This is a genomic window from Polaribacter sp. 20A6, assembly GCF_011378915.1.
Classification (GTDB): Bacteria; Bacteroidota; Bacteroidia; order Flavobacteriales; family Flavobacteriaceae; genus Polaribacter; species Polaribacter sejongensis.
The window spans coordinates 922,844-947,739 of sequence record NZ_WTPZ01000001.1 but is presented as its reverse complement, the minus strand read 5'-3'; the positions used below and the strand labels follow the sequence as shown (position 1 = coordinate 947,739).

Genomic DNA, 24,896 nt, shown 5'->3' with positions numbered 1-24,896 from the left:
GTATTTACAATTACTTTTTTATTCTATTTTTAAGATATATTATTTTAAATCTACATACATATTATTACTTGCTGGAGTAGCAAGTTTAGAATTATAAATTTCTGGACTTTCTTGAACATTTGTTTTAAAAACTCCTTTTGCCTCGGGGGCAGTTATGTATTCTATAGTTATTGCTAATAAAGGCTCTGAAGGATCTCCTAAATCACCTAAATTACCATAATCTTCTGCTAATTCAACTCCTGGTAATGTTACTTCTGGAGTAAAGCCATTAATTTCATCTTGATTGTCTTTATTAGATATTTTTAAAACAATAGGTTGCATTGCATATGTATGATTAACATTTAAATTAGCACCTGTTCTAGAGTAATCTTCAGAGTCATATAAAGTAATAGACCCTACTTGTTTCCCTCGTGTTGTTGTACCTACAAGCACAACATTTATATAAGGTCTTAAAGCATTTATAACCAATTCTGAGGCTGATGCGGTACTACCTGAAACTATAAAATAAACTGTAGCAAGGTTTAAGCTATTTATAGATTCTTGCAAAATAACAGCTCCATTTTCATCGGTATTCTTTATTTCATTTGGAAAATAATCAATCAAATTATCAGGGTTAAAGACTTTCATCGCTTTTTCATTCCATACTTGTTTAGAAAAAACGTTATCAGTAGGTTGTGTACTTATCATACTACCTAAATAAGTTGCTGTTCTAACAGAACCACCACCATTATAACGTAAATCTATAATTAAATCATCTACAAGTTGTGTCTCAAAATAATTGAAAGCTGCGTTTAACTCTCCGTCAAAAGAACTAGAAAATTGATTGTATAATAAGTAACCAATTTTTTTACCACTATCATTAATAACTTTAGAAATTGCAACAGGGTTTTCTGTTACGAGTTCTTTTGTTAAAGAAATTGTTGTGCCATTAGCTATAGGAATTCCATCCTTAAAATCTGCCAAACCAATTTCTAAATTGGTATTATTACTAAAAAGTAAGCTTTGAAAATTGTTTTCAGTTAATTGTGTTCCGTTAACAGTCGTAAAAATCATACCTCTTGTAACTCCTTTTATATCTGCATCAGAAGTAGGTATTACATATCTCACATACCCATAAACATTGGTAGCGTTAACGCTGAAAAGATTTATGCCAAACTCCATTCCCGTGCTTAGATTTATTCCTTCAAAAGAGTTTTCTAGAGCTACATAATCATCAACAATCCAAGAAAAACGGTCGTACCCTTTTTCATTTAGACCATAACCATTTTCTTCTGTGTATAATAAATTATCAAATAAATTTTCTGGAGATGAAGAACCTTCTAAATAACTATTTAATTGATTCTGATTGCTAAAACGTAAATCAGCTAAATCAGGAACATCACTTTGCCATAAATAGTAAGCATTTAGACCACCCCAAATAAAATTTTCAACCTCTAAATCAGTGGGAATGCCATCTTCACTTTTATCACAATTAATAAAGAGTAGGGAAATTATAAAAAAGACAATTACTTTAGGGAATAATTTAAACGTCATGAATTTATGTTTATAGAATACAACGCAATATAAAAAGAAATAGTATTATTTTTAAATATGTTGTAACAAAATATATTGTGCATCGTCTTAATTATGTAAACCGATAATAACAATATAAAACTAGTATATGTTTACAAGAAAAATCAACCAAACCAAATGAACCAGTCAGACTTTTTAAAAGTTGTTTTACCCTTTAAGGATAAAGTCTTCCGTTTAGCAAAAAGACTTTTAGTTTCTACAGAAGAAGCTGAAGATGCTACACAAGAGCTGATCTTTAAATTATGGAAAAGCAAAGAAAAGATTGCTGATTATAAAAATGTTGAAGCGTTTGCAATGACCATGACAAAAAACTATTGTTATGACCGTTTAAAAAGTAAACAAGCAAGTAATTTAACATTAATACACAGTAATTATAAAGAAAAAGATACGTCTCTAGATAAGCAAGTAGAACATCGAGACAGTGTAAACCAAGTACACCAATTGATAGAAGCATTGCCAGAGCAACAAAAAATTATTATTCAATTAAGAGATATTGAGCAATATGATTTTGATGAAATCTGCAAAATGGTAGACATGAAACCAACAGCAGTAAGAGTTGCGCTATCTAGAGCAAGAAAAACAATAAGAGAACAATTAATTAAAAAACATAACTATGGAGTTAGCTAACATAGAAAAATTAGTAGAAAAATACGAAAACGGAGAAACGTCTTTGCAAGAAGAAACAACCTTAAGAAACTATTTTACAGGAGGGTCTGTTGCACCACATTTGCAAGAATACGAATACATGTTTAACTATTTTGCTACTAGCAAAGATGAAACGTACACAAAAACCATTGAGTTAGAGCCTAAGAAATCTAAAAAGAGCAACTTAAAATGGTTATCTGTAGCTGCGTCTGTAGTCTTATTATTTAGTGTATTTATTGGTCAGCAAGAATACAAAAGATACCAAGCTAAAAAACAATTCGAGCAAATAAGTAAAGGGTTAATGCTTTTATCAGCTAACCTTCAAAAAGGAGAGCAAGCGGTTGCCACCTTATATACTTATGAAGATACCGTAAAAAAAATATTAAAATAAAAAACCAAGTAACAATAGTAAAACCAAGTAAACACAGAAATTATGAAAAAAATAGCAATATTAATAGCGTTAGTAGTTGCCCCAATGGTAACAAGCGCACAGTCCTTTTTTGACACTTTAGAAGATATGAATGGAGTAGATATGGTAGTAGTTACCAAAGATGCTTTTGAATTAATCTCTAAATTTAAAAATGTTCAAGTAGACGATAATGAAGGTATGAAAGTCTTTCAAATGATTCAAGATTTAAAAGAATTTAAAATGTTTTCTACCAAAGACACAGACATCGCAAACAAAATGGAAGCGATGGCAAATACCGCAATTAAAAAACAAAATTTAACACAGTTAATGCGAATTAAGGACGATAATTCTCGTGTGAAAATTTACGTAAAATCTACTCCAAACAAAGATTATGTGAGTGAAGTTTTAATGTTTATTAAAGGTATTGATAAACAAACAAGTGGACAGGCAGACGCGATCGTTGTTTCTTTAACAGGAAACATAGATATTAATAAAATGTCTGAATTAGCAGATACTTTTTCTAAAAATTAAATCATTAAAATAATGTCTGTTTGAGCGCAGTCGGAAACTTTATCTGTTCTAAAAAGATAGCAATAATTTTCAACTGGGCTCAAAAAGGCACTTTTATCAACAAAAACTTAAAATAAATCATGAAAAACACAACCAAAATACTTTCTCTTTTATTACTTGTCTTGATGATTACTTCATGTAAAAATGAAAAATCATTACAAGGATATTTAGTAGAAAGCCAAGAAAAATCGGGTTTCATAACTGTAGATATTCCTACAAGTTTTTTACAATTAAAGTCTGAAGATGTTTCCGAAGAAGTAAAAGAAACCTTAAAAAGTATTCGAAAAGTAAACGTAGTAGCTTTACCAATTAAAGGAAATGAAGCTGCGTATGAAGTTGAGAAAATTAAATTAAAAAGTATTTTTAAAGATAATGAAGATTATAAATCTTTAATGTCTCTAAAAGCGCAAGGAATGAATGTAAGCATTTATTATACTGGTGATACTGAATCTATAGATGAAGTAATTGCTTTTGGTTACGGTAATGAAATTGGAGTAGGAGTTGCCCGTTTATTAGGCGATAACATGAATCCTGCTAAAATTATAGAAATGATGAATAGCGTAAAATTTGATGGAGACAATGTGAATCTAGATCATTTTAGTGCCATTTTTAAAGGGAAATAGAACTTAATTTTTTTATCTGTAAAAGCTGTAATTTCATTAGAAGTTACAGCTTTTTTGTTATTATATTTGTTAAAAAATATGAATTTAAAGATTAGTTTATTAATATGTCTCTTTTTTCTTATTATTTCTTGTGAATCTAATGAAAGTGTTGAGGAAAAAGTAATTCCAGATGTAAAAATTATTTCACATACTATTTTAGAGAATAATGAAAATTTTATAAAAACTCAAGTTGATTTAGAATTTTCAGACTCAAAAAATAAATTTTTAGAAGAACATGGTGTTTTTTGGTATAAAAAATCAACTCCTAAAAGAAAAATTAACTTTGGGGTTTTAGAAGCATCTCATTTTACAGCAGCTATTTCACAAGGTTTATTAAAAGATTCTATTTATAAAACCTATCCATTTATTAAGTTTCAAGACAAATATATTTATGGAGATACTATCACTTTCAAAAGTTTATTTACTTCTATTATAACAGTAAATGAAATTTTACCTAAAAATGGGTTTATAAATGATACAATTCAAATTATTGGTAAAAACTTTTGTGTAGAAGATTTTAGGAATAGTGTTTACCTTGGTCAATTTTCTCAATTAGATATTATTTCTGAATCAGATACTTTAATTAAAGGTACTATTCCTGCTTATTTAAAAGAATCAACACTTCCTTTAACTCTTAAAACCTGTAACACAACCACGCAAATAAAAGATGAATTTACGATAGATGAACCTATTTTAGATTCTTTAAGTTCTGGAGAAAAATATATAGGAGATGAATTAACCATTTATGGGAAAAACATTCATTCCTCAATCTCTGAAGTTTGGATAGACAATATAAAAGTAGAAGTTTTAAATAGTAATTCCATAGATAGTTTTTCAGTTAAAATCCCTAAAAATTTATCTATAGGTAAAGTAAATTTTAAATTAAAGGTAATTGATAAAGTAATTGAAAAGGAAAAATATTTCCAAACAACAACTCCATTTATAGAGAGCTTATTGCCACAAACAGTTGGTTTTCTAGACACTTTAACCATCAAAGGGAATTATTTTAAACAGAAGAACTCTCAATTAAAAGTATATGTAGGAAATAGTTTGCAAAGTATAGTAAGTCATAAAAAAAACGAAGTTAAAATTTTTATTGACCGATATTTTAACGAAACAGAGCCAAAAGTAAAATTAGAATTTAATGACTTTACGATTGAAGAACCTGTTCAAATAAAACCTCCAGCTATCAAAGGTTTCAATAAAGAGATTTATCATTTAAACGAAACTAATTTTGTGATAAAAACAGAAAGTTTTTTAGATGATGATATAGAAATAGGAGGAAGAGCAAAAACATTTGGAGTTAAAAGTGAAGTTGATGTGTCAGGTAATTTAGGTTTATCTCTAAATAGTTGGTTAGACATTGATTTTTATAGTTGGGGATATAATCTAACAACACCTGGTAGTTTAGAGATTAAAATTAAAACACAGTTTGGAGAAGATTCTAAATTGGTTAAAATTCATAAACCAGAAATAACTTCGGTAAATAAAGAAGAGTTTTTATATAATGATCATATTATTTTAACAGGAAATAATTTTGCATATAGAAGTTTTACAAAAGTTTATATAGATAATGAAGAAGTGCCTTTTCAATCAAATTCAACTTATACGCTAAATAATAGTAAAATAGAATTTCCTTTAAATATAAATACAACTGCAGGAAAGCATAAACTTTACGTAATTACTGCTGGGCAAAAATCTAATGAAATAGAATATAATATTAAAAAAACAGAAGTTTTTTCTTTAAATAAAAATATGGGTACCAGAAAAGACCTTTATGAAATTCAAGGGAAAAATCTTAAAAAACTAGAAATAACTGCAGATAATTTTTATGTTTTTCAAATAAGTGAGGAAGATGAAAAAGTTACGTTTAGATTACCTTATTTTAATAAATTAAAACCAAGTTTTAAAATTACAGCTTCAAGTGGTGACCAAAAATTTGATTTAGGTACTTTTAATGGTATCGAACCTTATGATATTTTTGAAGATGCTTTTGAGAATGATGTTCGTTATTATAAAAAACACATTACTTTTTCTGATGAAGAAAATTGGTATTATTGTAATAATGATGGTGTTTTTAAGTTTTCGTTAATAAAACATAAATGGGAAGTTTTCGATACAAATTCGCCTCCTTTTAATACCCCTCTTTTTGGAGAAAGCACATTTGTTTCTTTGGAAAATGGAATCGCAAAATATGCAATTGGAAGCCAGTTACATACTTACAACACAAATACTAAAGAATGGAATCTAATAAATCTAAAAAACATAAGTATAAAAACAGGTATTGTAGTTGGTGATTTTATTTATGCAAAACAATATGATAAAATAAATTTTATAAAATATAATTTAAAAAATCAAACATTTGAAGATTTAAATAAACCATCAGATTTAAATATATCTTTTGAGAATATTACTTTTGGAGACAATAAAATATTTATAAATCCAGTGCAAGGAAGTGGATATTATTTTGATATTACGAATGATACTTGGAATAATATAGGAAGACCAAGGAATTTTTCAGGAACTTACAATAATGTTGCTCTAAAATATTTTAAAGGAAATTTATATTTTAGTGGTGGTTATACAGATGGGGGAATAGAACATAGATTGTATGAGTATAATTTAATCTCAAATTCTTGGACAGAGAAAACACCAATGCTGCAAAAACTATTGAGTCATTCTATGTTTATAAAAAATGGTAAAATCTACTTTAGTCTTGGCATGAATGAAAATTATAGTATAAATTCTAATATTCAAGTTTATGATTTTATTAATGACCCGAACTAGTTTAACGGGTAATTAACGTTATATGGTATCGTATTTGCTAATTTTGTTTTAATAATAACACTATTTATGATAATTAAAAAAGTTTCATTTCTCCTTTTAATATTGATGAGTTCAATAAGTTTTTCTCAAACTTATAAAACCTATAAACCAGAAAGAGATAAAATTCACAGTTTGGTGCACACAAAATTAAAAGTAGATTTTAATTTTAGCGAAAAACAATTAAACGGGGAAGCTTGGGTTACTGCAAAACCTCATTTTTATGCAACTAATAAAATTACATTAGATGCAAAAGCGATGCTAATTCATCAAGTTTCTTTAAATAACAAGAACTTAGACTATAATTATGATGACGGTAGCATTGTTATTGATTTACCAAAAGAATATAAAAAAGACGAAGAATTTACGCTTTATATAAAATACACTGCACGCCCAGAAAAAGTACAACAGAAAGGAAGCGCAGCAATAACTGATGCAAAAGGATTGTATTTTATAAATGCTGATGGTTTAGATAAAAACAAGCCAACTCAAATCTGGACACAAGGTGAAACGGAAGCAAGTAGCTGTTGGTTTCCTACTATAGACAGTCCGAATCAAAAAACTACACAAGAAATTTATATCACCGTTCCAGATAAGTTTGTGACACTTTCTAACGGAAAATTAGAAAGTTCAATTAAGAACGGAACAAACAGAACCGATTATTGGAAAATGGATCAAAAGCATGCGCCTTACTTATTTTTTATGGGAGTAGGAGAGTATGAGGTTATTAAAGATTCTTATAAAAATATTCCTGTAGATTACTATGTAGAAAAAGAATATGCTCCGTATGCCAAAGATATTTTTGGTCTAACTCCAGAAATGATTGGTTTCTTTTCTGATATTTTAGGCGTAGAATATCCTTGGAATAAATACAGTCAAATTGTAGGAAGAGATTACGTTTCTGGTGCCATGGAAAATACAACAGCTGTAGTTCACGGAGAACAAGCATACCAAGCACCAGGTCAATTAATTGATGAAAACGTACAGGAAAATACTATTGCACACGAAATTTTTCATCACTGGTTTGGTAATTTAGTAACTACAGAAAGTTGGTCTAACTTAACTTTAAATGAATCTTTCGCTAATTATAGCGAGTATTTATGGAGAGAACATAAATATGGGAAATTAGATGCAGACATGCACTTATTTGAAGATAGTCAGGCGTATTTAAGTGGACAAAATACTGACAAACATTTGGTTCGTTTTAATTACGTGGACAAAGAAGATATGTTCGATTTAGTAAGCTATAATAAAGGTGGTGCTATTTTACATATGTTGAGAAATTATTTAGGTGATGAAGCTTTTTTCTTAGGATTAAAAACTTTTTTAAATGAAAATAAATACAAAGCAGCAGAAGTACATCAATTAAGATTGGTTTTTGAAAAAATAACAGGTAAAGACTTGAACTGGTTTTTTAACCAATGGTACTTTGGAGCGGGACATCCAAAAATAAATGTTTCTTACGACTATAATACGATTCAGAAAAAAGTAACTGTAAACCTGTTACAGTTAAATGTAAATGAATTTAAATTCCCATTAGCCATTGATATTTTTGAAAATGGAAAAAAAACAAGACATAACGTTTTTGTAAATGGAAATGACGCTTCTTTTACGTTTCCTTACACAAAACAGCCAACGTTAATTCAGATAAATGCTGACGGAGTTTTATTATCTGAAATAACAGAGAACAAGGTTTTAAGTGATTATATCTTTCAGTTAAAAAATGCAGAGAACTATCAACATAGAAGAGAAGCTTTGTTAGAAGTAGCAAAGAAACAGGAAGAAAAAGATGCCTTTAATGCTGTTGAAGCTGCAATGAGTGATGCTTCTTACAAAATTAGAATACTTGCTTTACAGAAAATCGACTTAATTAATAAGTTTTCTAAAAAAGATGCCATTAGTAAAATAATGCAAATGGCTAATAATGATGATAAAACATTGGTGCAGGCAACAGCAATTGAAACTTTGGGTAAATTAACAGACCCAGCGTTAAAAACAATCTTCGAAAAAGGACTGGAAAGTAAATCGTATTCTGTTATAGGGAAATCTTTGGTTGCTATGTATTATATAGATAAACCTACAGCAATTGCTAAATCTAAAGAGTTACCAGATGAAATTAAAAAGATATTGGCAACGCCACTAACACGAATTTATATTGAAGAAAAAGACGAAAAAGAACTTCCTTTTATAGCAAAGAGTGTGTTATCTGGAATGTTTTTAACTGGAGACGATACTACCAAAAGTTTGTATCAAAAAGCATTTAAACAAATCTCTGAAAGCAATAACTCTGAGGCAATTCAGAATTTAGTAGACGATATGGTAGTGAAAGGAAATCAATATAAATCCTTTAATTTTGATAAAGTGGTAATCAATTTAATGAGAACCATGATAAATGATCAAAAAACCAAAAATACAGAGAATAAAGTTAGAAATACAGAAATTATTAAGGAAGGAATGGCAAAGTTATTATAGATAACTGTTGATTAACTTACTGTGTATTTAAGTTTACATCCATAATATTATTCAAATATTATTTTGATAACAAAACTTGTATTAAGAACACTAATCTTAGAAATTAAAATTAGTGTTCTTAATACAAGTTTTGTTCATTTAAATCGTAAAAGCCACAAGAATAAACCGGCTTTTATTCAGATTAAAAAAAAGAGTTTTATTTGTTGTTTAAGACATCTTTTTCAAAGCCTCAATAATTTCTTCTGGTTCAGAGCGTGTTCTATAATCTACATTTACATAGTTCCAAGCCACTACACCATCAGATTTTAATATAAAAGTAGCTGGTATTGGCAACACACTACCATTTCCATTGTTTATTTTTTCTAAATCTAAACCACGATCAGCTCGCATGTGTTCTGCTAAAAACTCTGGTACTTCCCAAGCAACACCATATTCTGATGCTACTTTTGCATCTTGGTCAGACAGAACAATAAAATCCATTTCACTAATCTCACTTTTTGTCAAAGAACCATCTGGTACTTGCGGACTAATAGCAACTAATGTAGCTCCCAAAGATTTAATTTCGCTCAATTTTGCTTGTAAAGCTCTTAGTTGTAAATTGCAATACGGACACCAATCACCACGATAAAATGTAATTACTAGAGGACCATTTTCTAATAAAGAACCTAAAGAAATTAATTTTCCTTCAGGGTTAGGTAATTCAAAAAAAGGAGCTTTTTCTCCTACTTTCAGCGCATTTTTTCCATCTTCAAAAGCTTTTGCCTTGGCTATAATTTCATCAACTCCTTTCATAAAATTAGGATTGTTTTTTCTTCCTGCTGCTATTTTTGCGTCCGTTTGTTCTCTTAGGTTATTCATTATTTTCTGTAATTAGTTTTTAGCGATATTTCAAATGTAAATATTTATTAGGCTGTTTTATGTGAAATTAATATTAAAACTTAAAGTAGAATTCTAATTAATTTTAAAAGAATATTTTTAAGCATTACTAAAATTGATTAAAAGCAAACACCTAGAAAACTACATAGTTTCTGTAAATCTATTTATTACTGTTCAAAAATGATACTTCGCTCTGTAGTTTTTTTATACAGGTTCTTGGAAATTTCTGCGCTATTTTCTACAGCACCATAGTTTTTACTAGTTGGGTCTAGCGTATATTCTAGTTGATATGCTATCATTTTATAAAAAGGAATCAAAAATTTTTTGGTATTACATTGCTCTAAGTCGGCTTCTTTTAATAAGTTTAAAACTGTATAAACCGACTCTATGGTGCTTAAACAAAGAGGATCTGGCTGTTGCTTAATAATAAATTTCGATTTAATCTGATTATCAAAACTCACTCTTTTTAGGGCTTGCAAGTTGGTGCTCAATTTTAGCATTTTACGAGCGCAAGGCCAAGTGCCATCCAAAATAAAAATATGTGCATTAGTTCCTATAACCGTTTGCGTTTCAGTATTATTACTTGTCGATAAATTAAAGCTTTCTTTACCCGGATATAATAAGAAAAACGTACTATTTTCTTTTGCTAATATTTCATTGATCCGTTTATTATTAGTAAAATCGACACCTACTATTATTTCTGAATTTTCAAGTTGAAGATTCGTCATATAGCCGGTTCCTTTTTTTTCTTTTTTATATTCCTTTGGGTGCATCAAAATAACAAATCGTGTCTGAGTATGTAATGTACTGATGTACTTACAAATACAAGTACTTGAAGAACGCATGCATTTGTAACATTTTATTCTTGTTTCTTTTATCTCTACTGGCAAAGTGAATCTCTTTTTGTTTTTAATATATACTATAACGAATTTAATATTTTTCACTCATAATAATCTAAAGTTAAAAAGTAGGTTATAACAACTTATCAACCAAAAATCTATTTCCACAGCGTCATGCATAAAAACCATCCAAAGTTTTAACCACAGTTCCCTAATCAGATAGTATCTTTGCACTTTATTTTATTTATGTCTATAAACACACTTTTAATTACTCCGCCTTTTACACAATTAAACACGGCGTATCCTGCAACCGCATACATCAAAGGATTTTTAGATTCTAAAAATGTACCAACTACTCAAATAGATTTAAGTATCGAGTTGTTTACGGCTGTTTTTACAAAAGAATTTATAGACGCTATTTTTAAACAAGCAGCAATGTTGGGCAACAAAGAATTGCCTTTGGTTTGGAAACAAAAAGAAGAATACATTAATAAGGTAGATTCTGTAATGGATTATTTGCGAGTGCAAGAAGTTACAGCTGCATATCAAATAGTACATAAAGATTATTTACCACACGGACATAGGCGAATAAAATTAGACAAAGATTTAAGCACTGAGTTTGGGAAATTAGGAATTTTAGACAAAGCCAAACATATTGCAACTTTGTTTGTAGAAGAGTTGGGTGATTTTATAAATACCAATGTAGATGAGTTTTTCTCTTTTACACGTTATGCAGAACAAATTGGTAGAGCTGCTTCTAGTTTTGATGAGTTAGATGACTGTTTGCAGTTTGAAACTACGCTGATAGAAGACGAAATGTTGTATATTTTAGAAGAGAAACTAAAGCAAGATTCGTATGATTTAATTTGTTTTACAGTTCCTTTTCCTGGTAATTTGTTTTCCGCTTTGCGATGTGCGCAGTTTATAAAACAAAATTATCCAGAGATTAAAATAGGAATGGGTGGCGGTTATTGTAACACCGAATTAAGAAGATTATCAGACCCAAGAATTTTCGATTTTGTAGATTTTATCACTTTAGATGATGGTGAAGGTCCGTTGTTAAAAATTACAGAATTTTTAGGCGGAAAAATAGGAGAGGAGTCTTTAGAAAGAACTTATATCTGTAGAGATAACAAAGTGATTTATGCAAATAAATTGCCAAATACCATTTTTCATCATAAAAATTTACCTGCACCAAGTTATATTGGTTTACCTACAGAAAAGTATTTGTCTTTTTTAGATGTAATGAATCCGATGCACAGAATGTGGTCTGACGGAAAGTGGAATAAACTCACTATTTCTCACGGTTGTTATTGGAAACAATGCTCTTTTTGTGATGTAACTTTAGATTATATTGGTAATTACGAAAACACAACAGCAGAAGATTTAGTAAATAAAATTGAAAAAATAATTTCAGAAACAGGTATTACAGGTTTTCATTTTGTGGATGAAGCTGCGCCACCAAAAATGCTAAGAGCTTTAGCAAATAAGTTGATGGAGCGAAAAGTCTACATTACTTGGTGGACAAATATTCGTTTCGAAAAAACATTTACGCCAGAATTATGTGCTTTACTTTCTAAATCTGGTTGTATTGCCGTAACCGGCGGATTAGAAGTTGCGTCTGATAGATTATTGGCAAAGATGAAAAAAGGCGTAGATATTGGTCAAGTTGCTAGAGTTACCAAAGCTTTTTCTGATGAAAATATTATGGTACACGCGTATTTAATGTTTGGTTTTCCTACAGAAACAGCGCAAGAAACCATCGATTCTTTAGAAGTTGTACGTCAGTTATTTTATCATAATTGTATTCAATCTGCATTTTGGCATCAATTTGCTTGTACAAGCCATAGTCCGGTTGGTAAAAATCCTGATGAATTTGAAATCAATATTATTGGTCCGGAATTTAAAGGTTTTGCAGAAAATGATTTGTATCACGAAGATCCAACAGGAGCAGAGCATCATTTATACAGCCAAGGATTAAATACTGCTTTAAATAACTACTTAAATCACAAAGGATTTGAAATTCCTTTACACGAATATTTCGATTTTAAAGTTCCTAAAATAACTTTAGAAAGTAATTTGGTAGCTGATTTTTTAGAAGTATAAAATTATTTTTTTTAGAAGCTATTTCCTGCTTTCACTACTCGCTTTTTTTATCCTTTTAGAAGGATAAAAAAAGAGCTCAAACAAACCGTTCAATCAGGGCTAAAACTTGTTTGTAAACATTGCCCCTTTACTAGAACTAATTGTTATTCAATATCCAATTAAATAAATTCTCTTTATCAATAATAGACCAACTATGAGGATGTCTATCTCCATTTGCTCTATAACCTTTATTTTTTGTAGTAATATATGTTACATCTTTAAAATCAAGTTTATGTAAAGATTTAGATAATTTTTGAATGTAATATGCATTTGTTTGTTCAAAATCAGTCTTTCTATTTACTTTCCACCAATTTAGATCTGGCTCAGTATATAATCTAATTTTAGTGTTTTTTAAATTACTGAGGTTTTTAGTGTAATTAGATTCAGAAGTAAATACTGCATGTTTTTCGTACTTAGAAATTCCATCTTTTGGGTTTCCTAGTTCTTTATTAAATAGCTGAAGTATCCAAGTACTTTCTTGAACAGCTACGTCAGAAAAATTCTTTTTTATATTTATTTCAGAAGCTTTATACAATGCTAAAAGATCAATAGGAGAATCCGCTATAAAAACTCCTTTAGGATCAATATAAAACTCTTTCATGCCGGTAATATAATTACTGATTAGTAAACTTACAATTCCTCCACTTGAAAAACCGCCAATATAAATATCTTTATGGCTTAAATTATGTTTCTCTAAAGTGTTTTGTAAAAGTGTTGCTAAGTTCTTTTTGTCATTTTCCTCAAGCCAAAGTTTGTTGCTATAATTCATTAAAACCAAACTTATTTGATTCTTTTTAGCAATGTCTAAAACCTGGAATTCTCTTTTTATATCTGCAGCTTTTTCTCCAAAACCACCAAATAAAATTAATACAGCTTTAGAATCTTCAATTGGTTTTATAATTTCGAAATCATCAGTAATAAAAGTCTCTATTTTAACCTTTTTTTCAAATTCTTTTTTCTTTTCTGATTTACAGGAAATCAAAAATGATAAGAGTATTATAAGTGCAACATTTTTCTTCATTCTTAGCTTTTTATAACTTTACGTTAATTTTTTTCGGTTTTAATACTGAAACAAAATCAACGTAAGTTGCTAAGTTAATTGTTTTTATTTTGCATACGCTCCAGAAGAATAGGTTAACTCGTAACTATGTGTATATACTTCAAAAACGATTCCGAAAGGATCTTCTACATAACACATTTTAAAAGGTTTGTCTTTTGGGTAATATTCTCTAATAGGCATTCTTTGTTTGCCTCCGTACGCCACAATTTTATCTACCAATTCTTCAATATTTGGGTCTTGAATACAAAAGTGAAAAAGCCCTGTATTAAAAGGACTAAATTCTGGTGCTTCTTTTATGCCTTGTGGAAATGAAAATAACTCAACTCCAATTCCGTCTGAAGTAGATAAATGTGCGATTTCGAATTCTTCCCAATCTTCACCAAAAACATCAATACACATTAAACCAATGGCAGTTTCTTTTTCTTTTTTAACTACAGAAGGTTCCATAATAATATACCAACCCATTACTTCTGAATAGAATTTTACAGCTTCTTTAATATTTGGAACGGTAAGACCTATATGTGAAAATGATTTTGGGTACTCTTGCTTTGTTTTCATAATTTCTAATTTACATTACAAAATTAATTTATATTTGCCTATTTGGCAATAACTTACCTAAAAGTAGTATAGTTACTAAAACGAGTAAAATAATGATTATCAGTAAAATAAATAATAAATTTTGATAGAAAAAATTACTTGTCCGCTAAATTACACTATGAATTTAATTGGCACAAAGTGGAAGCCTTTAGTTTTGTTTCATTTACTAGAAGGAGGATTGCGTTCAGGTGTTTTACAAAAACATATTGATGGTATTTCTAACAAAATGTTTACACAAACTGTAAGAGAATTAGAAAAAGATGGACTTATTTCTCGAAAAGTATATCCTGTTGTTCCGCCAAAGGTGGAATATAAACTAACCAAAAGAGGGCAATCTTTAGAAGGAATTCTAAGAAGTTTAGACAAGTGGGGTTTAGAGGATGTTGAGCAATAAGCGAACTATTTTATTCCGTTTAATAATAAAAATACTCAAAACAATTATTAAAGTTGTTTTGAGTATATCTTATATTATTAAAAAAAAGTTCAGTTCTTTTTTAAACGAACAATAGTATAATTGTTAGTAGAATTCCACCGACAGCAAAATACATTCCTTTTTTAAAAACAGGCATTTTTGGTGTATACATCCAAAAAGCAGAAAAGACAAAGAATAGTAAAGAGACTCCAAAAAAGATGTTTAAAAAATAAAGCGGACTACTCGTATTTGCTTTATGAAGTTTTTCCATTTTGTCTAATACAAATGGTAATTGCATTTTTTTGATGGTTGCTAGACCGGTTGTTTGGTTGTAATTTCCATTTCTTAAATATAAAACAGCTCCTTCATGTTTTATTACTTTAGCTCCTTTTTTAAATATTGGTGCTAAGTCTCGTTCAGTTAAATTTGGTGCTAATTTTTTCTCCGTGATTACTTCTGATTTTAAGAAATCGGTATTCCTAAAAACCATTAAAATTCCACTTAATGCGTATACAAACATGATTCCGGCTAAAAAATAACCTAAATATCTGTGAATAATTCTAACTTGAAAAGAGAATGGAGTCTTTCTTTTTACCATAATGTTATTTAATTTAAAAGTATATTATAAGGACTTATATTTCCGTTAATGGTTTAATCTAAAAGTGTTTTTTTAATCATTTTTTTTAATGATTATTTCGTTTTAACATGTACATCCATTTGTGGAAAAGGAATAGCAATATTATTTTCAACAAACTTACGCCTTATAACTCTACGGATATCACTTTTCATTCTATCGGATCTAAAAATCGTGCTACTATAAAACAATACTTGAAAATTTAAAGACGATTCACCAAAACTCAATAATCGTGCTTCTACCTTTTTATTTATACTAACTTCTGCGTGTTCTCTAGCGCTTTCTTCTAAAATTTTAATTACAAATTCTACATCACAATTGTAAGAAACTCTAATATCAATTCTAAAACGATTCAAGTTAGCTTGATGACTCCAATTAATTACTTTATTAGTAGTGATTAAAGAATTAGGAATAATAATAGAAATATCGTCTGTATTTAATCCTTTGGATGTTCGCAAACCAATTTCTTGTATTTTTACAGTATCTCCATCAATTTCTAAAACATCAGAAATTCTAATAGACCTTTCAGAAAGCAAAATAATACCAGAAATAACATCATTAAACGTTTGTTGTAAACCAAGTCCAACCCCAACTAATAATGCTGCAGACCCTGCTATTAAAAGGGTTACTTCAATACCTAAGGCCTCTAACATAAAACCAAATGAAAGTACCCAAATTATATATTTTATAATCTGGAATAAGGAATAGGTATTTCCTTTGCTAAACTCATCTACACTCTTATTTCTAAATAAAGATTTTTTTAACAACCATAAAGCAACTTTTGTAACTAAGTAAATTAATAGTACTAGGCATAAAGCACCTATCTTTAAGCTGTATTCTTCAAAACTAAAGAGTTCAAATTCTAAAATTGTCTTTAATAATTCCATATAATTATTATTTGTAAAGTATTATTTTGGGTAGATTACTTTCTAATACTTCCGATTAAATAAAAGATAAGCAGCACAAAAATGATTATAAAAAAATTAACTGCTATGTTCTTAATGCGGGCTGCTTTATATTTCTTTCTAATTTCTTCTTTTAAAATTTTCATTTCTGTTTTCGAAATCTCAGGAAATTTTAATTCATGACGAGAACTATTTGTAAAAAAACCTTCTTTTCTATTTTGAAGCTCATATTTTAAAGAAACTTTTCTGTTTTTAGCAGCTTCTTGTTTTTTAATTAATGTAGTTAATGCTCCAAACGCTCCATGCATAATTATTATTATTTTTTACAAAACATATTTGTCAAAAATATCATTCAATTCTTTCTCGGGCTCATCACATAAACCAGGATGCGTTTTAGAACTCTGTATAATGGTACTTCTGCAGGCTGCTAACCATCTAAAACGATCTGATATTTCAAATTCACCAATTTTACCACCTGCAGCTTTTCCTTCACAAATTAGTTTCCAAGCATTTAAATAGTTGTTTAAAATCTCTAACTCTAATTCTGGTGCTAATGCTTTTAGTTTATCAGCATTGATGTGGTATTTTATGGCCAAGAATTTTTTACGTTTAGAAAACAAAATAACACCCACATTAAAGAATTCTTCGCGTTCTACTTTTGGAACCAATCTAATAATAGCATATTCAAATGTAACTTTATCTTGCATCTTCCGCTTCTTTTACTAATTCATCAATCATAGAAAGTTTTGCGTTTAAAAAACGATTATAAGCTGCTCTCATTTCAGTAGGATTTAAAACATCTCCTTCATTTATCAACCAATCTTCAGGCAAGTTTGCTACAATTTCATGTATTACATCTGCATTTATTACTTTTTTAATTTCCGATGAAGCTTCTTGTAGATGCGTCGCTTTAGGCAAAAGTACATGGTCTTTTATTAAAGGAAAAGTTCTTGTTAAATGGTTTTCCCAAGTTGCCCAATTATGATGAAAGTAAAAACTGGCTCCATTATCAATAATCCAAAGTTCATTATTCCAATTTAGTAAGTTGGTGTTTTTAGCGGTTCTGTCAATATTACTTATCAAGCTATCTAAAATAACTACTTTAGAAGCCGTAAGCGCATCTGCAACCGAAACTAAAGGATCATACGTAATTGCGCTCGATAAAAAATGCAGCCCTAAATTTAAACCGACACTAAATTTTAGTAAATCCTGAATTTCTTCATCGGGTTCTGTTTTACTAAAAGAATCATCTAAATTCATAAAAACCAACTCTGGCACTTTTAAGCCAATTGCTCTTGCAAGTTCTCCTCCAATAAATTCTGAAATCAATGCTTTTTTACCTTGACCTGCGCCTCTAAATTTAAGTACGTATAAAAAGCCATCGTCTGCTTTTACGATTGCAGGCAAAGATCCGCCTTCTCGTAAAGGTTGTAAGTATTGTACAACATTTACGGTTCTAATATCAATTGTATTCATAAATACTAAATTATACTAATTCTATAACTTGAAGTTTAATAAGAAGATTTTTTTTATCATTTCTGATATTCATCAAAAGTACCATCAGAATAAAAAACGACAATACGTTGTATTTTTTTTCCAACTGTTTCAGGCGAAGTGTCGTTAAAAAAAGTTGGAGCAGTAGCTGCCTTCGGTTCTGCATTTTTAGGAAAACTACCTTTTCCGTTTAACAACCAATACATATCTACATCACTAAATTCTGTAGTTACTTTTAAAATAAAATCTAAACTTGGTTTATTTCTTCCGGATAGGATATGGGAAATGCTGGAGCGTTGTACACCCACTTTATCTGCAAACATAGAGGCAGATAATTGATGAAATTCCATCACTTGTTTTAAACGTGTAGTAAATTCAGATATGTTTACCATTGTAATAATATTTCTTTATACAAATGTATACAATCTAATGATAGTAACAAAAGATATAATTGTAAACAGTTTAAATAGTGATTTACCTCATTAAGTAAAACTTCAGGTAAACTACATAAACATCTAAATAATAATGTTTTAATATTTAACTATAAGGTTTTATTATCTATTTTTACTTAAGAACAATATGAATAGTACTGATTACATAATGCAATTTACAAAAGTAACACACTCATCTGAAAACTCTATTTACATTTGTAACAAGTAATGAATTTACAATTGTAACTTGTAAACTATTAACAATTGTAAATGCATAAATGACCATCAATTATTCAATTAAAAAATATTTTAAAACGGTAATTATTGTAATCCTTAGAGCTTCTTTTTTATAAATAATTATAGATATGATTAAATTTATATGATAGTTAGCTTTTAAAAATTCTTTATTTTTGAAAAAAAATATTAGCATACCATGAATACTTTACCAATCGATTTTTTAGAAAATATTTATTCCGTAGAAAAAGAAAATGCGCTACAAGGAAAATGGATTACCTATAAAGACATCGAAAATTTATTTTCTAAATACGCTTCAAAATTTGAGGTTTCAAAAATTGGTACTTCAGAAGAAGACAGACCTATTCATCAATTAAAAATTGGTACGGGCTCTAAAAAAATATTATTATGGTCTCAAATGCACGGAAACGAAAGCACAGGTACAAGAGCATTGTTTGATCTTTTTAACTGTATTTTAAATTCATCTGAGAGTACTTTTACAAAAATACTAGAAGAATGTACGTTGGTTTTTATACCGATGTTAAACCCAGATGGCGCACTTGCATACACTAGAGTTAATGCCAATAATGTTGATTTAAATAGAGATGCCGTAAATAGAGAAGCAAAAGAAAGCAGACTATTGCGCAGCATTCTAGAAGATTTTAATCCGCAGTTTTGTTTCAACCTACACGATCAGAGAACTATTTTTAGCGTAGAAGGAACTAAAAACCCTGCAACGATATCTTTTTTAGCTCCTTCGGAAGAAATTACAAGAGGACTTACAAAAGGGAGGATAGCTACTATGGATGTGATTGTAAGCATGAATGCGATGCTACAGAACGTGATTCCTAATTTTATTGGTAGATATACGGATGAATTTTACCCGACAGCTACAGGAGATAATTTTCAAAAATTAGGATATAACACTATTTTAATTGAATCTGGTCATTATCCGGATGACTACGACAGGGAAGAGTCTAGAAAATATACTTTCTTTTCTATATTACAAGGACTGCATCACATAGCAAACTCAAATTCGTTTATCAATTATGAGGATTATTTCAATATTCCGAATAATGATAAAATTTTCTACGATGTTATTCATAGATATGCTGATCATAAGCAAGACGTTGCATACCAATATGAAGACAAAATAATAGAAGGTAAGTTTGTATCAAAATTAAACAAAGTAGATGAAAATAGTTTAAATTCTAAGGTTGGACACTGCGAAATCGTTTTCGAAGATAAAAAAGTTTAAGTATTTGTTAGTTTTATGTTAGTTTAATTAAATTAAAATCATAAATTTGCGTAGTAATTTGAATAATACGTAAAAAATGAAAAAATTTATATTAGACGAAATAGATCATCAGATTTTAGATGTGTTAATTGAAAATGCAAGGACTCCTTTTACCGATATTGCAAAACAACTATTGGTATCTGCAGGTACCATTCACGTACGTGTAAAAAAAATGGAAGATGAAGGTATTATTCAAGGATCTACACTTACATTAAATTATGAGAAAATGGGATATTCTTTTATAGCACATGTAGGTGTGTATTTAGAGAAAACATCTATGACTCAGAATGTTATTGCAGATTTAAGAAACATTCCAAACGTTACTGTAGCCTATGTAACTGCTGGCAAATACAATATTTTTTGTAAAGTAAGAGCAAAAGGTACTAATGACGCAAAGGATATTATTTACAGAATAGATGATATTCCTGGAGTAAACAGAACAGAAACAATGATCGCTTTAGAAGAAAGTATCAATGATAAAAAGAGAATGATGCACGAGATTTTTCAACAACTGTAAGCTTCTTTTTTTTAATACTATTTAAAACCTTATCTGTAAAATGATAAGGTTTTTTTTATGGATTCTATCGCTTTATCTGTATGTTTGTTAGTATAACTATAAAATCTACAATTTATGTCTTCAAAAATTGATTTTATTAAACCTCTTTCTATTCATAACGATACGTTATTAAGTCTCTATAAAAACATGTTAAAACCTCGCTTAATCGAGGAAAAAATGCTGATTCTTTTAAGGCAAGGAAAAATATCTAAATGGTTTTCCGGAATCGGTCAAGAAGCAATTTCTGTTGGTGTTACAGCAGCTTTAGAGAAAGATGAGTATATTTTACCAATGCACAGAAATTTAGGAGTTTTTACTACTAGAGAAATCCCTTTGCATAAATTATTTTCTCAGTGGCAAGGAAAAATGAACGGCTTTACAAAAGGTAGAGATAGAAGTTTTCATTTTGGTACACAAGAATACAATATTGTAGGCATGATCTCTCATTTAGGTCCACAATTAGGTGTTGCAGACGGAATTGCATTGGCCAACTTATTAAAGAAAAATAACAAAGTATGTGCTGTTTTTTCTGGTGATGGCGCCACGAGTGAAGGTGATTTTCATGAAGCGCTAAATGTAGCGGCAGTTTGGGATTTACCAGTCTTATTTTGTATTGAAAACAATGGTTACGGCTTATCTACACCTTCTTTAGAGCAATTTAAATGCGAACATATTGCAGATAAAGGTATTGGTTACGGAATGGAAAGCCATATTATTGATGGTAATAATATTTTAGAAGTATATTCAAAAGTTAGTCAACTAGCAAAAAGTGTCAGAGAAAAACCAAGACCAATTTTATTAGAGTTTAAAACGTTTAGAATGCGCGGGCACGAAGAGGCGAGTGGCACTAAATATGTTCCGCAAGCGGATTTAGATTTTTGGGCAGCCAAAGATCCTGTAGAAAATTATCAAGAGTTTCTTAAAAATGAAGGGGTTTTATCGGAAGCACTAGAGGTTTCTCTTAAAACAGAAATAGTTCACGAAATAAATGAACACCTTCAAATCGCTTTTGATGAGGAAAAAATAATTCCGAATTTAGAAACGGAACTCAATGACGTGTATCAAGATGATGTATCTAATGAAATTACACCTTCAACAAAAAAGAAAATCATTCGATTTGTAGACGCTATTTCTGAAGGCTTAGAACAATCCATGGAAAAACATGCCGACTTAGTAATCATGGGGCAAGATGTTGCAGAATATGGTGGTGTTTTTAAAGTTACAGATGGTTTTGTAGCAAAATTTGGAAAAGAACGTATTCGTAATACACCTATATGTGAGTCTGCCATTGTTTCTGCCGCGTATGGTTTATCTGTAAACGGAATGAAAGCAGTAGTTGAAATGCAATTTGCAGATTTTGCTTCTTCTGGCTTTAACCCGATTGTAAATTTATTAGCAAAATCTCATTATAGATGGCAACAAAAAGCCGATGTTGTCATAAGAATGCCTTGTGGGGCAGATATAGGCGCAGGTCCTTTTCATAGCCAAACCAATGAAGCTTGGTTTACCAAAACTCCTGGATTAAAAGTAGTGTATCCTGCATTTCCGCAAGACGCAAAAGGGTTGTTAATTGCAGCGGTTAACGACCCAAATCCGGTACTTTTCTTTGAACACAAAGCATTGTACAGATCTGTTTATCAAGAAGTTTCAGAGAATTGTTTTACTATAGAAATGGGTAAAGCAGCACTTTTACAAGAAGGAACGCAGCTAACAATAATTAGTTACGGAGCAGCAATACATTGGGTTTTAGAGGTTTTAGAAAATAATAAACATATTTCTACAGATGTTATAGACTTAAGAACTCTACAACCTTTAGATGTAGAAACAATTTATAAATCAGTTAAAAAAACAGGTAAAGCTATTGTAGTTCAAGAAGATTCTTTGTTTGGCGGAATTTCGAGTGATATTTCTGCTTTAATCAACGAAAATTGTTTTGAATACTTAGACGCTCCCGTAAAGAGAGTCGCTAGTTTAGAAACGCCAATTCCGTTTGATAAAAATTTAGAAAATCAATATTTAGGAAAAAATAGATTAGAAAAAGTGATTTTAAATTTGATAGATTATTAAAATTTGTTATTTTTAGAACTTAATCCCCTACTAATGAACAACAAACAAATCACTTTAAAAAACCGTCCACAAGGAACTCCAGACAAAAACACTTGGCAATTTGAAGAAATTCCAATTCCGAGTTTAAAAGAAGGAGAGATTTTAATTCAACAACATTATATTTCTTTAGATCCAGCAATGCGTGGTTGGATGAATGATACCAAATCTTACATCTTTCCAGTTGCATTAGATAGTGTTATGAGAGCAGGTTCTATAGGTAAAGTGATTCAAAATAACAACAATCCTAATTTTCAAATTGGCGATTGTGTTTCTGGTTGGGGAGGCGTGCAGCAATATATTATTTCTGATGGAGAAGGTTGTTTTAAAGTTGATGAAAAAATGGCACCGATGCCCGCTTATTTAGGTATTTTAGGAATGCCCGGAATGACTGCTTATTTTGGTATTTTAGAAGTAGCAAATATAAAAGAAGGAGATATTGTATTGGTTTCTTGTGCTGCAGGTGCTGTTGGCAGTATTGTTGGACAGATTGCAAAAAATAAAAGGTTGTAAAGTAATTGGTATTGCTGGTGGAAAAGAAAAATGCGATTATATTGTAAATGAGTTGGGGTTTGATGCCGCTATCGATTATAAATCTGAAAATATTTATACCGCTCTAAAACAAAAATGCCCAAAAGGAATTGATGTTTATTTTGATAATGTAGGTGGAAAAATTTTGGATGCCGCTTTAAGCAAATTACGCATGAAAGCAACCGTAGTAATTTGTGGAGCAATTTCTCAATACAACAATAAATCTAAGGTAACAGGGCCTAGTAACTACCTCTCTTTATTGGTTACACGCTCTTCTATGAAAGGTATGGTGGTAACAGATTATTCAAAAGATTTTGGCAAAGCAGCAAAGCAAATGGCTATTTGGATACAAGAAGGTAAATTAAAATCTCGCGAAGATATCTATGAGGGAATTGAAAATTTTCAAGAAACCTATAACAGACTATTTTCTGGAGAGAAAAAGGGTAAATTAGTGATAAAAGTGATAGAATAATGGAAACAGAACACTTTTTTCAATGCCCACATTGCTGGGAAGAAATTTCAATGATATTAGACCAAAGCGTCTACCAACAAACCTACATAGAAGATTGCGAAGTCTGTTGCAACCCTATAGAAATTACGCCAGTTTTTGAAGAAGGAGAATTGATTAATTTTAACGCACAATCTTTAGAACAGTGATTATTACACAGAGATTCGCAAATATTTTTTAAAACTCCGTGAACCTCTGTGCTATTTCTTTGTGAATCATTACGAAACAACTTTTTCAATCAAGGCTAGAATTTTTAAGAAAATAATTAAAAAAAACTCCGTGACCCTCTGTGTTTTTACTCCGTGAACCTCCGCGAAACAACCTAACTACCAACTTTTTCATTCAACAGGATTTACCCAAGAAAAAGCTTTAAATAAACCAATCCAATCCTCTGGAAAAGAAGCTTTTAAGGTAAGTTTACCTTCCGTAAACGGATGTTTAAATTCTAGTTTCCCTGCATGTAAAAACATATTTTTCCAACCAAAATTTTCCTCAAACATTACATCATGGTTCTTATCACCATATTTTGAATCACCAATTAAAGGGTGACTTATTTTATTCGAGTGCACACGCAGTTGATGCATTCTTCCTGTTTTTGGAGACAACTCAACCAAACTATAACGAGAAGAATCATACGGTTTTACAGGAATATCTAAAGTGACTTGCTCTAGAGTTCTTAAATGTGTTAAAGCCTCTTTGTGAACATTGGCATCTCTTCCTTTTACAGGAGAATCAATAATTTTTGATTCCGGAGAAAAACCACGAACCACTCCATAATACGTTTTCTGAATTTCATTAGCAGTAAACAAGTCTTGAAACTTAGAAACAAAGTGTGTTTCCTTTGCTAATAAAATAATTCCAGATGTTTTTCTATCCAATCGATGAATCGGATAAAATTTACCACCAACTTGTTCATCTAACAGTTGTAAAAGAGATTTTTCATCAGCAACATTTCTAGAATGATGCGCATGGTGTACAAGTACATTATTAGGTTTAGCAACGCAAATAATAAACTCATCTTGATAAATTATAGGAATTTCCATACTAAAATATTATAATATTTTTTAAAGTTGATAGGCTAATGCTAATATTTGGTTGTTTTTATCTACTATTTCAAATAA

26 protein-coding genes are annotated in these 24,896 nt (G+C 29.9%); 14 read left to right on the top strand and 12 right to left on the bottom strand.

Translation table 11 applies throughout. The features are described from left to right. Nucleotides 1–39 precede the first annotated feature (39 nt). Nucleotides 40–1,533: a S41 family peptidase gene (locus GQS57_RS03835; RefSeq protein WP_165731239.1), complete on the bottom strand. Its 1,494-nt coding sequence runs from the start codon at nt 1,531–1,533 to the stop codon at nt 40–42. 156 nt (nt 1,534–1,689) lie between these two features. On the opposite strand from GQS57_RS03835, the gene GQS57_RS03830 reads away from it, so the two are divergent. The 6 genes from GQS57_RS03830 to GQS57_RS03805 all read left to right on the top strand — a co-directional run bounded on the left by GQS57_RS03830 (nt 1,690) and on the right by GQS57_RS03805 (nt 9,153). Then, complete coding sequence (locus GQS57_RS03830) at nt 1,690–2,199, top strand: RNA polymerase sigma factor (protein WP_165731238.1); 510 nt, start codon at nt 1,690–1,692, stop codon at nt 2,197–2,199. After that, nucleotides 2,186–2,608, top strand: coding sequence for a hypothetical protein (locus tag GQS57_RS03825; protein ID WP_165731237.1), 423 nt, complete (start codon nt 2,186–2,188; stop codon nt 2,606–2,608). Before GQS57_RS03830 ends, GQS57_RS03825 begins: the two co-directional genes overlap by 14 nt. A 42-nt stretch (nt 2,609–2,650) precedes the next feature. Next, a complete protein-coding gene (locus GQS57_RS03820; RefSeq protein ID WP_165731236.1) occupies nt 2,651–3,157 on the top strand; it encodes a DUF4252 domain-containing protein in 507 nt (168 codons plus the stop codon). Nucleotides 3,158–3,276: 119 nt separating this feature from the next. Beyond that, nucleotides 3,277–3,819 (top strand): DUF4252 domain-containing protein, encoded by a 543-nt coding sequence (locus GQS57_RS03815; protein WP_165731235.1) that lies wholly within the window; start codon nt 3,277–3,279, stop codon nt 3,817–3,819. Between the two features lie 78 nt (nt 3,820–3,897). Then, a complete protein-coding gene (locus GQS57_RS03810) occupies nt 3,898–6,645 on the top strand; it encodes a kelch repeat-containing protein (protein WP_165731234.1) in 2,748 nt (915 codons plus the stop codon). Between the two features lie 105 nt (nt 6,646–6,750). After that, nucleotides 6,751–9,153, top strand: coding sequence for a M1 family metallopeptidase (locus GQS57_RS03805; RefSeq protein WP_240915422.1), 2,403 nt, complete (start codon nt 6,751–6,753; stop codon nt 9,151–9,153). Between the two features lie 207 nt (nt 9,154–9,360). Here the strand turns inward: GQS57_RS03805 and GQS57_RS03800 are convergent, their stop codons facing one another. Together GQS57_RS03800 and GQS57_RS03795 are read right to left on the bottom strand one after the other, a co-directional pair. Next, nucleotides 9,361–10,011 (bottom strand): peroxiredoxin-like family protein, encoded by a 651-nt coding sequence (locus GQS57_RS03800; protein ID WP_165731232.1) that lies wholly within the window; start codon nt 10,009–10,011, stop codon nt 9,361–9,363. 185 nt (nt 10,012–10,196) lie between these two features. Continuing rightward, complete coding sequence (locus GQS57_RS03795; RefSeq protein ID WP_240915421.1) at nt 10,197–10,919, bottom strand: tRNA-uridine aminocarboxypropyltransferase; 723 nt, start codon at nt 10,917–10,919, stop codon at nt 10,197–10,199. 195 nt (nt 10,920–11,114) lie between these two features. Between GQS57_RS03795 and GQS57_RS03790 the strand changes: the two genes are divergently transcribed. Next, complete coding sequence (locus tag GQS57_RS03790; protein ID WP_165731231.1) at nt 11,115–12,974, top strand: radical SAM protein; 1,860 nt, start codon at nt 11,115–11,117, stop codon at nt 12,972–12,974. Between the two features lie 136 nt (nt 12,975–13,110). On the opposite strand, the gene GQS57_RS03785 is transcribed toward GQS57_RS03790, so the two are convergent. Next, nucleotides 13,111–14,034 (bottom strand): hypothetical protein, encoded by a 924-nt coding sequence (locus GQS57_RS03785; RefSeq protein WP_165731230.1) that lies wholly within the window; start codon nt 14,032–14,034, stop codon nt 13,111–13,113. An 84-nt stretch (nt 14,035–14,118) separates the two neighbouring features. Next, on the bottom strand, nt 14,119–14,631 hold the full coding sequence (locus GQS57_RS03780; RefSeq protein WP_165731229.1) for a VOC family protein: 513 nt from the start codon (nt 14,629–14,631) through the stop codon (nt 14,119–14,121). A gap of 121 nt (nt 14,632–14,752) precedes the next feature. Between GQS57_RS03780 and GQS57_RS03775 the strand changes: the two genes are divergently transcribed. Continuing rightward, on the top strand, nt 14,753–15,064 hold the full coding sequence (locus tag GQS57_RS03775; protein ID WP_240915420.1) for a helix-turn-helix domain-containing protein: 312 nt from the start codon (nt 14,753–14,755) through the stop codon (nt 15,062–15,064). A 100-nt stretch (nt 15,065–15,164) separates the two neighbouring features. On the opposite strand, the gene GQS57_RS03770 is transcribed toward GQS57_RS03775, so the two are convergent. From GQS57_RS03770 to GQS57_RS03745, 6 genes are all read right to left on the bottom strand, one after another. Beyond that, nucleotides 15,165–15,680 carry a PepSY domain-containing protein gene (locus tag GQS57_RS03770; protein ID WP_165731228.1) on the bottom strand — a complete coding sequence of 172 codons (516 nt, stop codon included), beginning with the start codon at nt 15,678–15,680 and terminating at the stop codon, nt 15,165–15,167. Nucleotides 15,681–15,772: 92 nt separating this feature from the next. Next, nucleotides 15,773–16,603: a mechanosensitive ion channel family protein gene (locus GQS57_RS03765; RefSeq protein ID WP_165731227.1), complete on the bottom strand. Its 831-nt coding sequence runs from the start codon at nt 16,601–16,603 to the stop codon at nt 15,773–15,775. Between the two features lie 35 nt (nt 16,604–16,638). Continuing rightward, nucleotides 16,639–16,929, bottom strand: coding sequence for a hypothetical protein (locus GQS57_RS03760; protein ID WP_165731226.1), 291 nt, complete (start codon nt 16,927–16,929; stop codon nt 16,639–16,641). 15 nt (nt 16,930–16,944) lie between these two features. After that, nucleotides 16,945–17,328 carry a DUF3037 domain-containing protein gene (locus tag GQS57_RS03755; protein ID WP_165731225.1) on the bottom strand — a complete coding sequence of 128 codons (384 nt, stop codon included), beginning with the start codon at nt 17,326–17,328 and terminating at the stop codon, nt 16,945–16,947. Beyond that, nucleotides 17,318–18,097: a HipA family kinase gene (locus GQS57_RS03750; protein WP_165731224.1), complete on the bottom strand. Its 780-nt coding sequence runs from the start codon at nt 18,095–18,097 to the stop codon at nt 17,318–17,320. Before GQS57_RS03750 ends, GQS57_RS03755 begins: the two co-directional genes overlap by 11 nt. 56 nt (nt 18,098–18,153) lie before the next feature. Next, nucleotides 18,154–18,507 carry a helix-turn-helix domain-containing protein gene (locus GQS57_RS03745; RefSeq protein WP_165731223.1) on the bottom strand — a complete coding sequence of 118 codons (354 nt, stop codon included), beginning with the start codon at nt 18,505–18,507 and terminating at the stop codon, nt 18,154–18,156. Nucleotides 18,508–18,979: 472 nt separating this feature from the next. Between GQS57_RS03745 and GQS57_RS03740 the strand changes: the two genes are divergently transcribed. The 6 genes from GQS57_RS03740 to GQS57_RS03720 all read left to right on the top strand — a co-directional run bounded on the left by GQS57_RS03740 (nt 18,980) and on the right by GQS57_RS03720 (nt 23,924). After that, the gene (locus GQS57_RS03740; RefSeq protein ID WP_165731222.1) at nt 18,980–20,038 is read left to right on the top strand and encodes a M14 family zinc carboxypeptidase; all 1,059 of its coding nucleotides are present in this window, start codon (nt 18,980–18,982) and stop codon (nt 20,036–20,038) included. Nucleotides 20,039–20,114: 76 nt separating this feature from the next. Further along, nucleotides 20,115–20,594, top strand: a complete 480-nt coding sequence (locus GQS57_RS03735; RefSeq protein WP_068452778.1) for an Lrp/AsnC family transcriptional regulator — start codon at nt 20,115–20,117, stop codon at nt 20,592–20,594. A gap of 114 nt (nt 20,595–20,708) precedes the next feature. Next, nucleotides 20,709–22,700, top strand: coding sequence for a thiamine pyrophosphate-dependent enzyme (locus GQS57_RS03730; protein ID WP_165731221.1), 1,992 nt, complete (start codon nt 20,709–20,711; stop codon nt 22,698–22,700). A gap of 33 nt (nt 22,701–22,733) precedes the next feature. Continuing rightward, on the top strand, nt 22,734–23,249 hold the full coding sequence (locus GQS57_RS18970) for an NADP-dependent oxidoreductase (RefSeq protein ID WP_240915419.1): 516 nt from the start codon (nt 22,734–22,736) through the stop codon (nt 23,247–23,249). After that, nucleotides 23,227–23,739, top strand: a complete 513-nt coding sequence (locus GQS57_RS18965) for an NADP-dependent oxidoreductase (RefSeq protein ID WP_240915418.1) — start codon at nt 23,227–23,229, stop codon at nt 23,737–23,739. Before GQS57_RS18970 ends, GQS57_RS18965 begins: the two co-directional genes overlap by 23 nt. Further along, entirely contained in the window at nt 23,739–23,924 is a 186-nt protein-coding gene (locus GQS57_RS03720) for a CPXCG motif-containing cysteine-rich protein (RefSeq protein WP_165731220.1), read from the top strand. The genes GQS57_RS18965 and GQS57_RS03720 overlap by 1 nt, the downstream gene beginning before the upstream one ends. A gap of 189 nt (nt 23,925–24,113) precedes the next feature. On the opposite strand, the gene GQS57_RS03715 is transcribed toward GQS57_RS03720, so the two are convergent. Further along, the gene (locus GQS57_RS03715) at nt 24,114–24,818 is read right to left on the bottom strand and encodes a pseudouridine synthase (protein ID WP_165731219.1); all 705 of its coding nucleotides are present in this window, start codon (nt 24,816–24,818) and stop codon (nt 24,114–24,116) included. Between the last annotated feature and the right edge of the window lie 78 nt (nt 24,819–24,896).

Bases quoted from the DNA above. Each gene is read 5' to 3' on its own strand.
- GQS57_RS03835 (WP_165731239.1), bottom strand. From the start codon at position 1,533: ATGACGTTTAAATTATTCCCTAAAGTAATTGTCTTTTTTATAATTTCC.
- GQS57_RS03830 (WP_165731238.1), top strand. From the start codon at position 1,690: ATGAACCAGTCAGACTTTTTAAAAGTTGTTTTACCCTTTAAGGATAAA.
- GQS57_RS03825 (WP_165731237.1), top strand. From the start codon at position 2,186: ATGGAGTTAGCTAACATAGAAAAATTAGTAGAAAAATACGAAAACGGA.
- GQS57_RS03820 (WP_165731236.1), top strand. From the start codon at position 2,651: ATGAAAAAAATAGCAATATTAATAGCGTTAGTAGTTGCCCCAATGGTA.
- GQS57_RS03815 (WP_165731235.1), top strand. From the start codon at position 3,277: ATGAAAAACACAACCAAAATACTTTCTCTTTTATTACTTGTCTTGATG.
- GQS57_RS03810 (WP_165731234.1), top strand. From the start codon at position 3,898: ATGAATTTAAAGATTAGTTTATTAATATGTCTCTTTTTTCTTATTATT.
- GQS57_RS03805 (WP_240915422.1), top strand. From the start codon at position 6,751: ATGAGTTCAATAAGTTTTTCTCAAACTTATAAAACCTATAAACCAGAA.
- GQS57_RS03800 (WP_165731232.1), bottom strand. From the start codon at position 10,011: ATGAATAACCTAAGAGAACAAACGGACGCAAAAATAGCAGCAGGAAGA.
- GQS57_RS03790 (WP_165731231.1), top strand. From the start codon at position 11,115: ATGTCTATAAACACACTTTTAATTACTCCGCCTTTTACACAATTAAAC.
- GQS57_RS03785 (WP_165731230.1), bottom strand. From the start codon at position 14,034: ATGAAGAAAAATGTTGCACTTATAATACTCTTATCATTTTTGATTTCC.
- GQS57_RS03780 (WP_165731229.1), bottom strand. From the start codon at position 14,631: ATGAAAACAAAGCAAGAGTACCCAAAATCATTTTCACATATAGGTCTT.
- GQS57_RS03770 (WP_165731228.1), bottom strand. From the start codon at position 15,680: ATGGTAAAAAGAAAGACTCCATTCTCTTTTCAAGTTAGAATTATTCAC.
- GQS57_RS03765 (WP_165731227.1), bottom strand. From the start codon at position 16,603: ATGGAATTATTAAAGACAATTTTAGAATTTGAACTCTTTAGTTTTGAA.
- GQS57_RS03760 (WP_165731226.1), bottom strand. From the start codon at position 16,929: ATGCATGGAGCGTTTGGAGCATTAACTACATTAATTAAAAAACAAGAA.
- GQS57_RS03755 (WP_165731225.1), bottom strand. From the start codon at position 17,328: ATGCAAGATAAAGTTACATTTGAATATGCTATTATTAGATTGGTTCCA.
- GQS57_RS03750 (WP_165731224.1), bottom strand. From the start codon at position 18,097: ATGAATACAATTGATATTAGAACCGTAAATGTTGTACAATACTTACAA.
- GQS57_RS03745 (WP_165731223.1), bottom strand. From the start codon at position 18,507: ATGGTAAACATATCTGAATTTACTACACGTTTAAAACAAGTGATGGAA.
- GQS57_RS03740 (WP_165731222.1), top strand. From the start codon at position 18,980: ATGAATACTTTACCAATCGATTTTTTAGAAAATATTTATTCCGTAGAA.
- GQS57_RS03735 (WP_068452778.1), top strand. From the start codon at position 20,115: ATGAAAAAATTTATATTAGACGAAATAGATCATCAGATTTTAGATGTG.
- GQS57_RS03730 (WP_165731221.1), top strand. From the start codon at position 20,709: ATGTCTTCAAAAATTGATTTTATTAAACCTCTTTCTATTCATAACGAT.
- GQS57_RS18970 (WP_240915419.1), top strand. From the start codon at position 22,734: ATGAACAACAAACAAATCACTTTAAAAAACCGTCCACAAGGAACTCCA.
- GQS57_RS03720 (WP_165731220.1), top strand. From the start codon at position 23,739: ATGGAAACAGAACACTTTTTTCAATGCCCACATTGCTGGGAAGAAATT.
- GQS57_RS03715 (WP_165731219.1), bottom strand. From the start codon at position 24,818: ATGGAAATTCCTATAATTTATCAAGATGAGTTTATTATTTGCGTTGCT.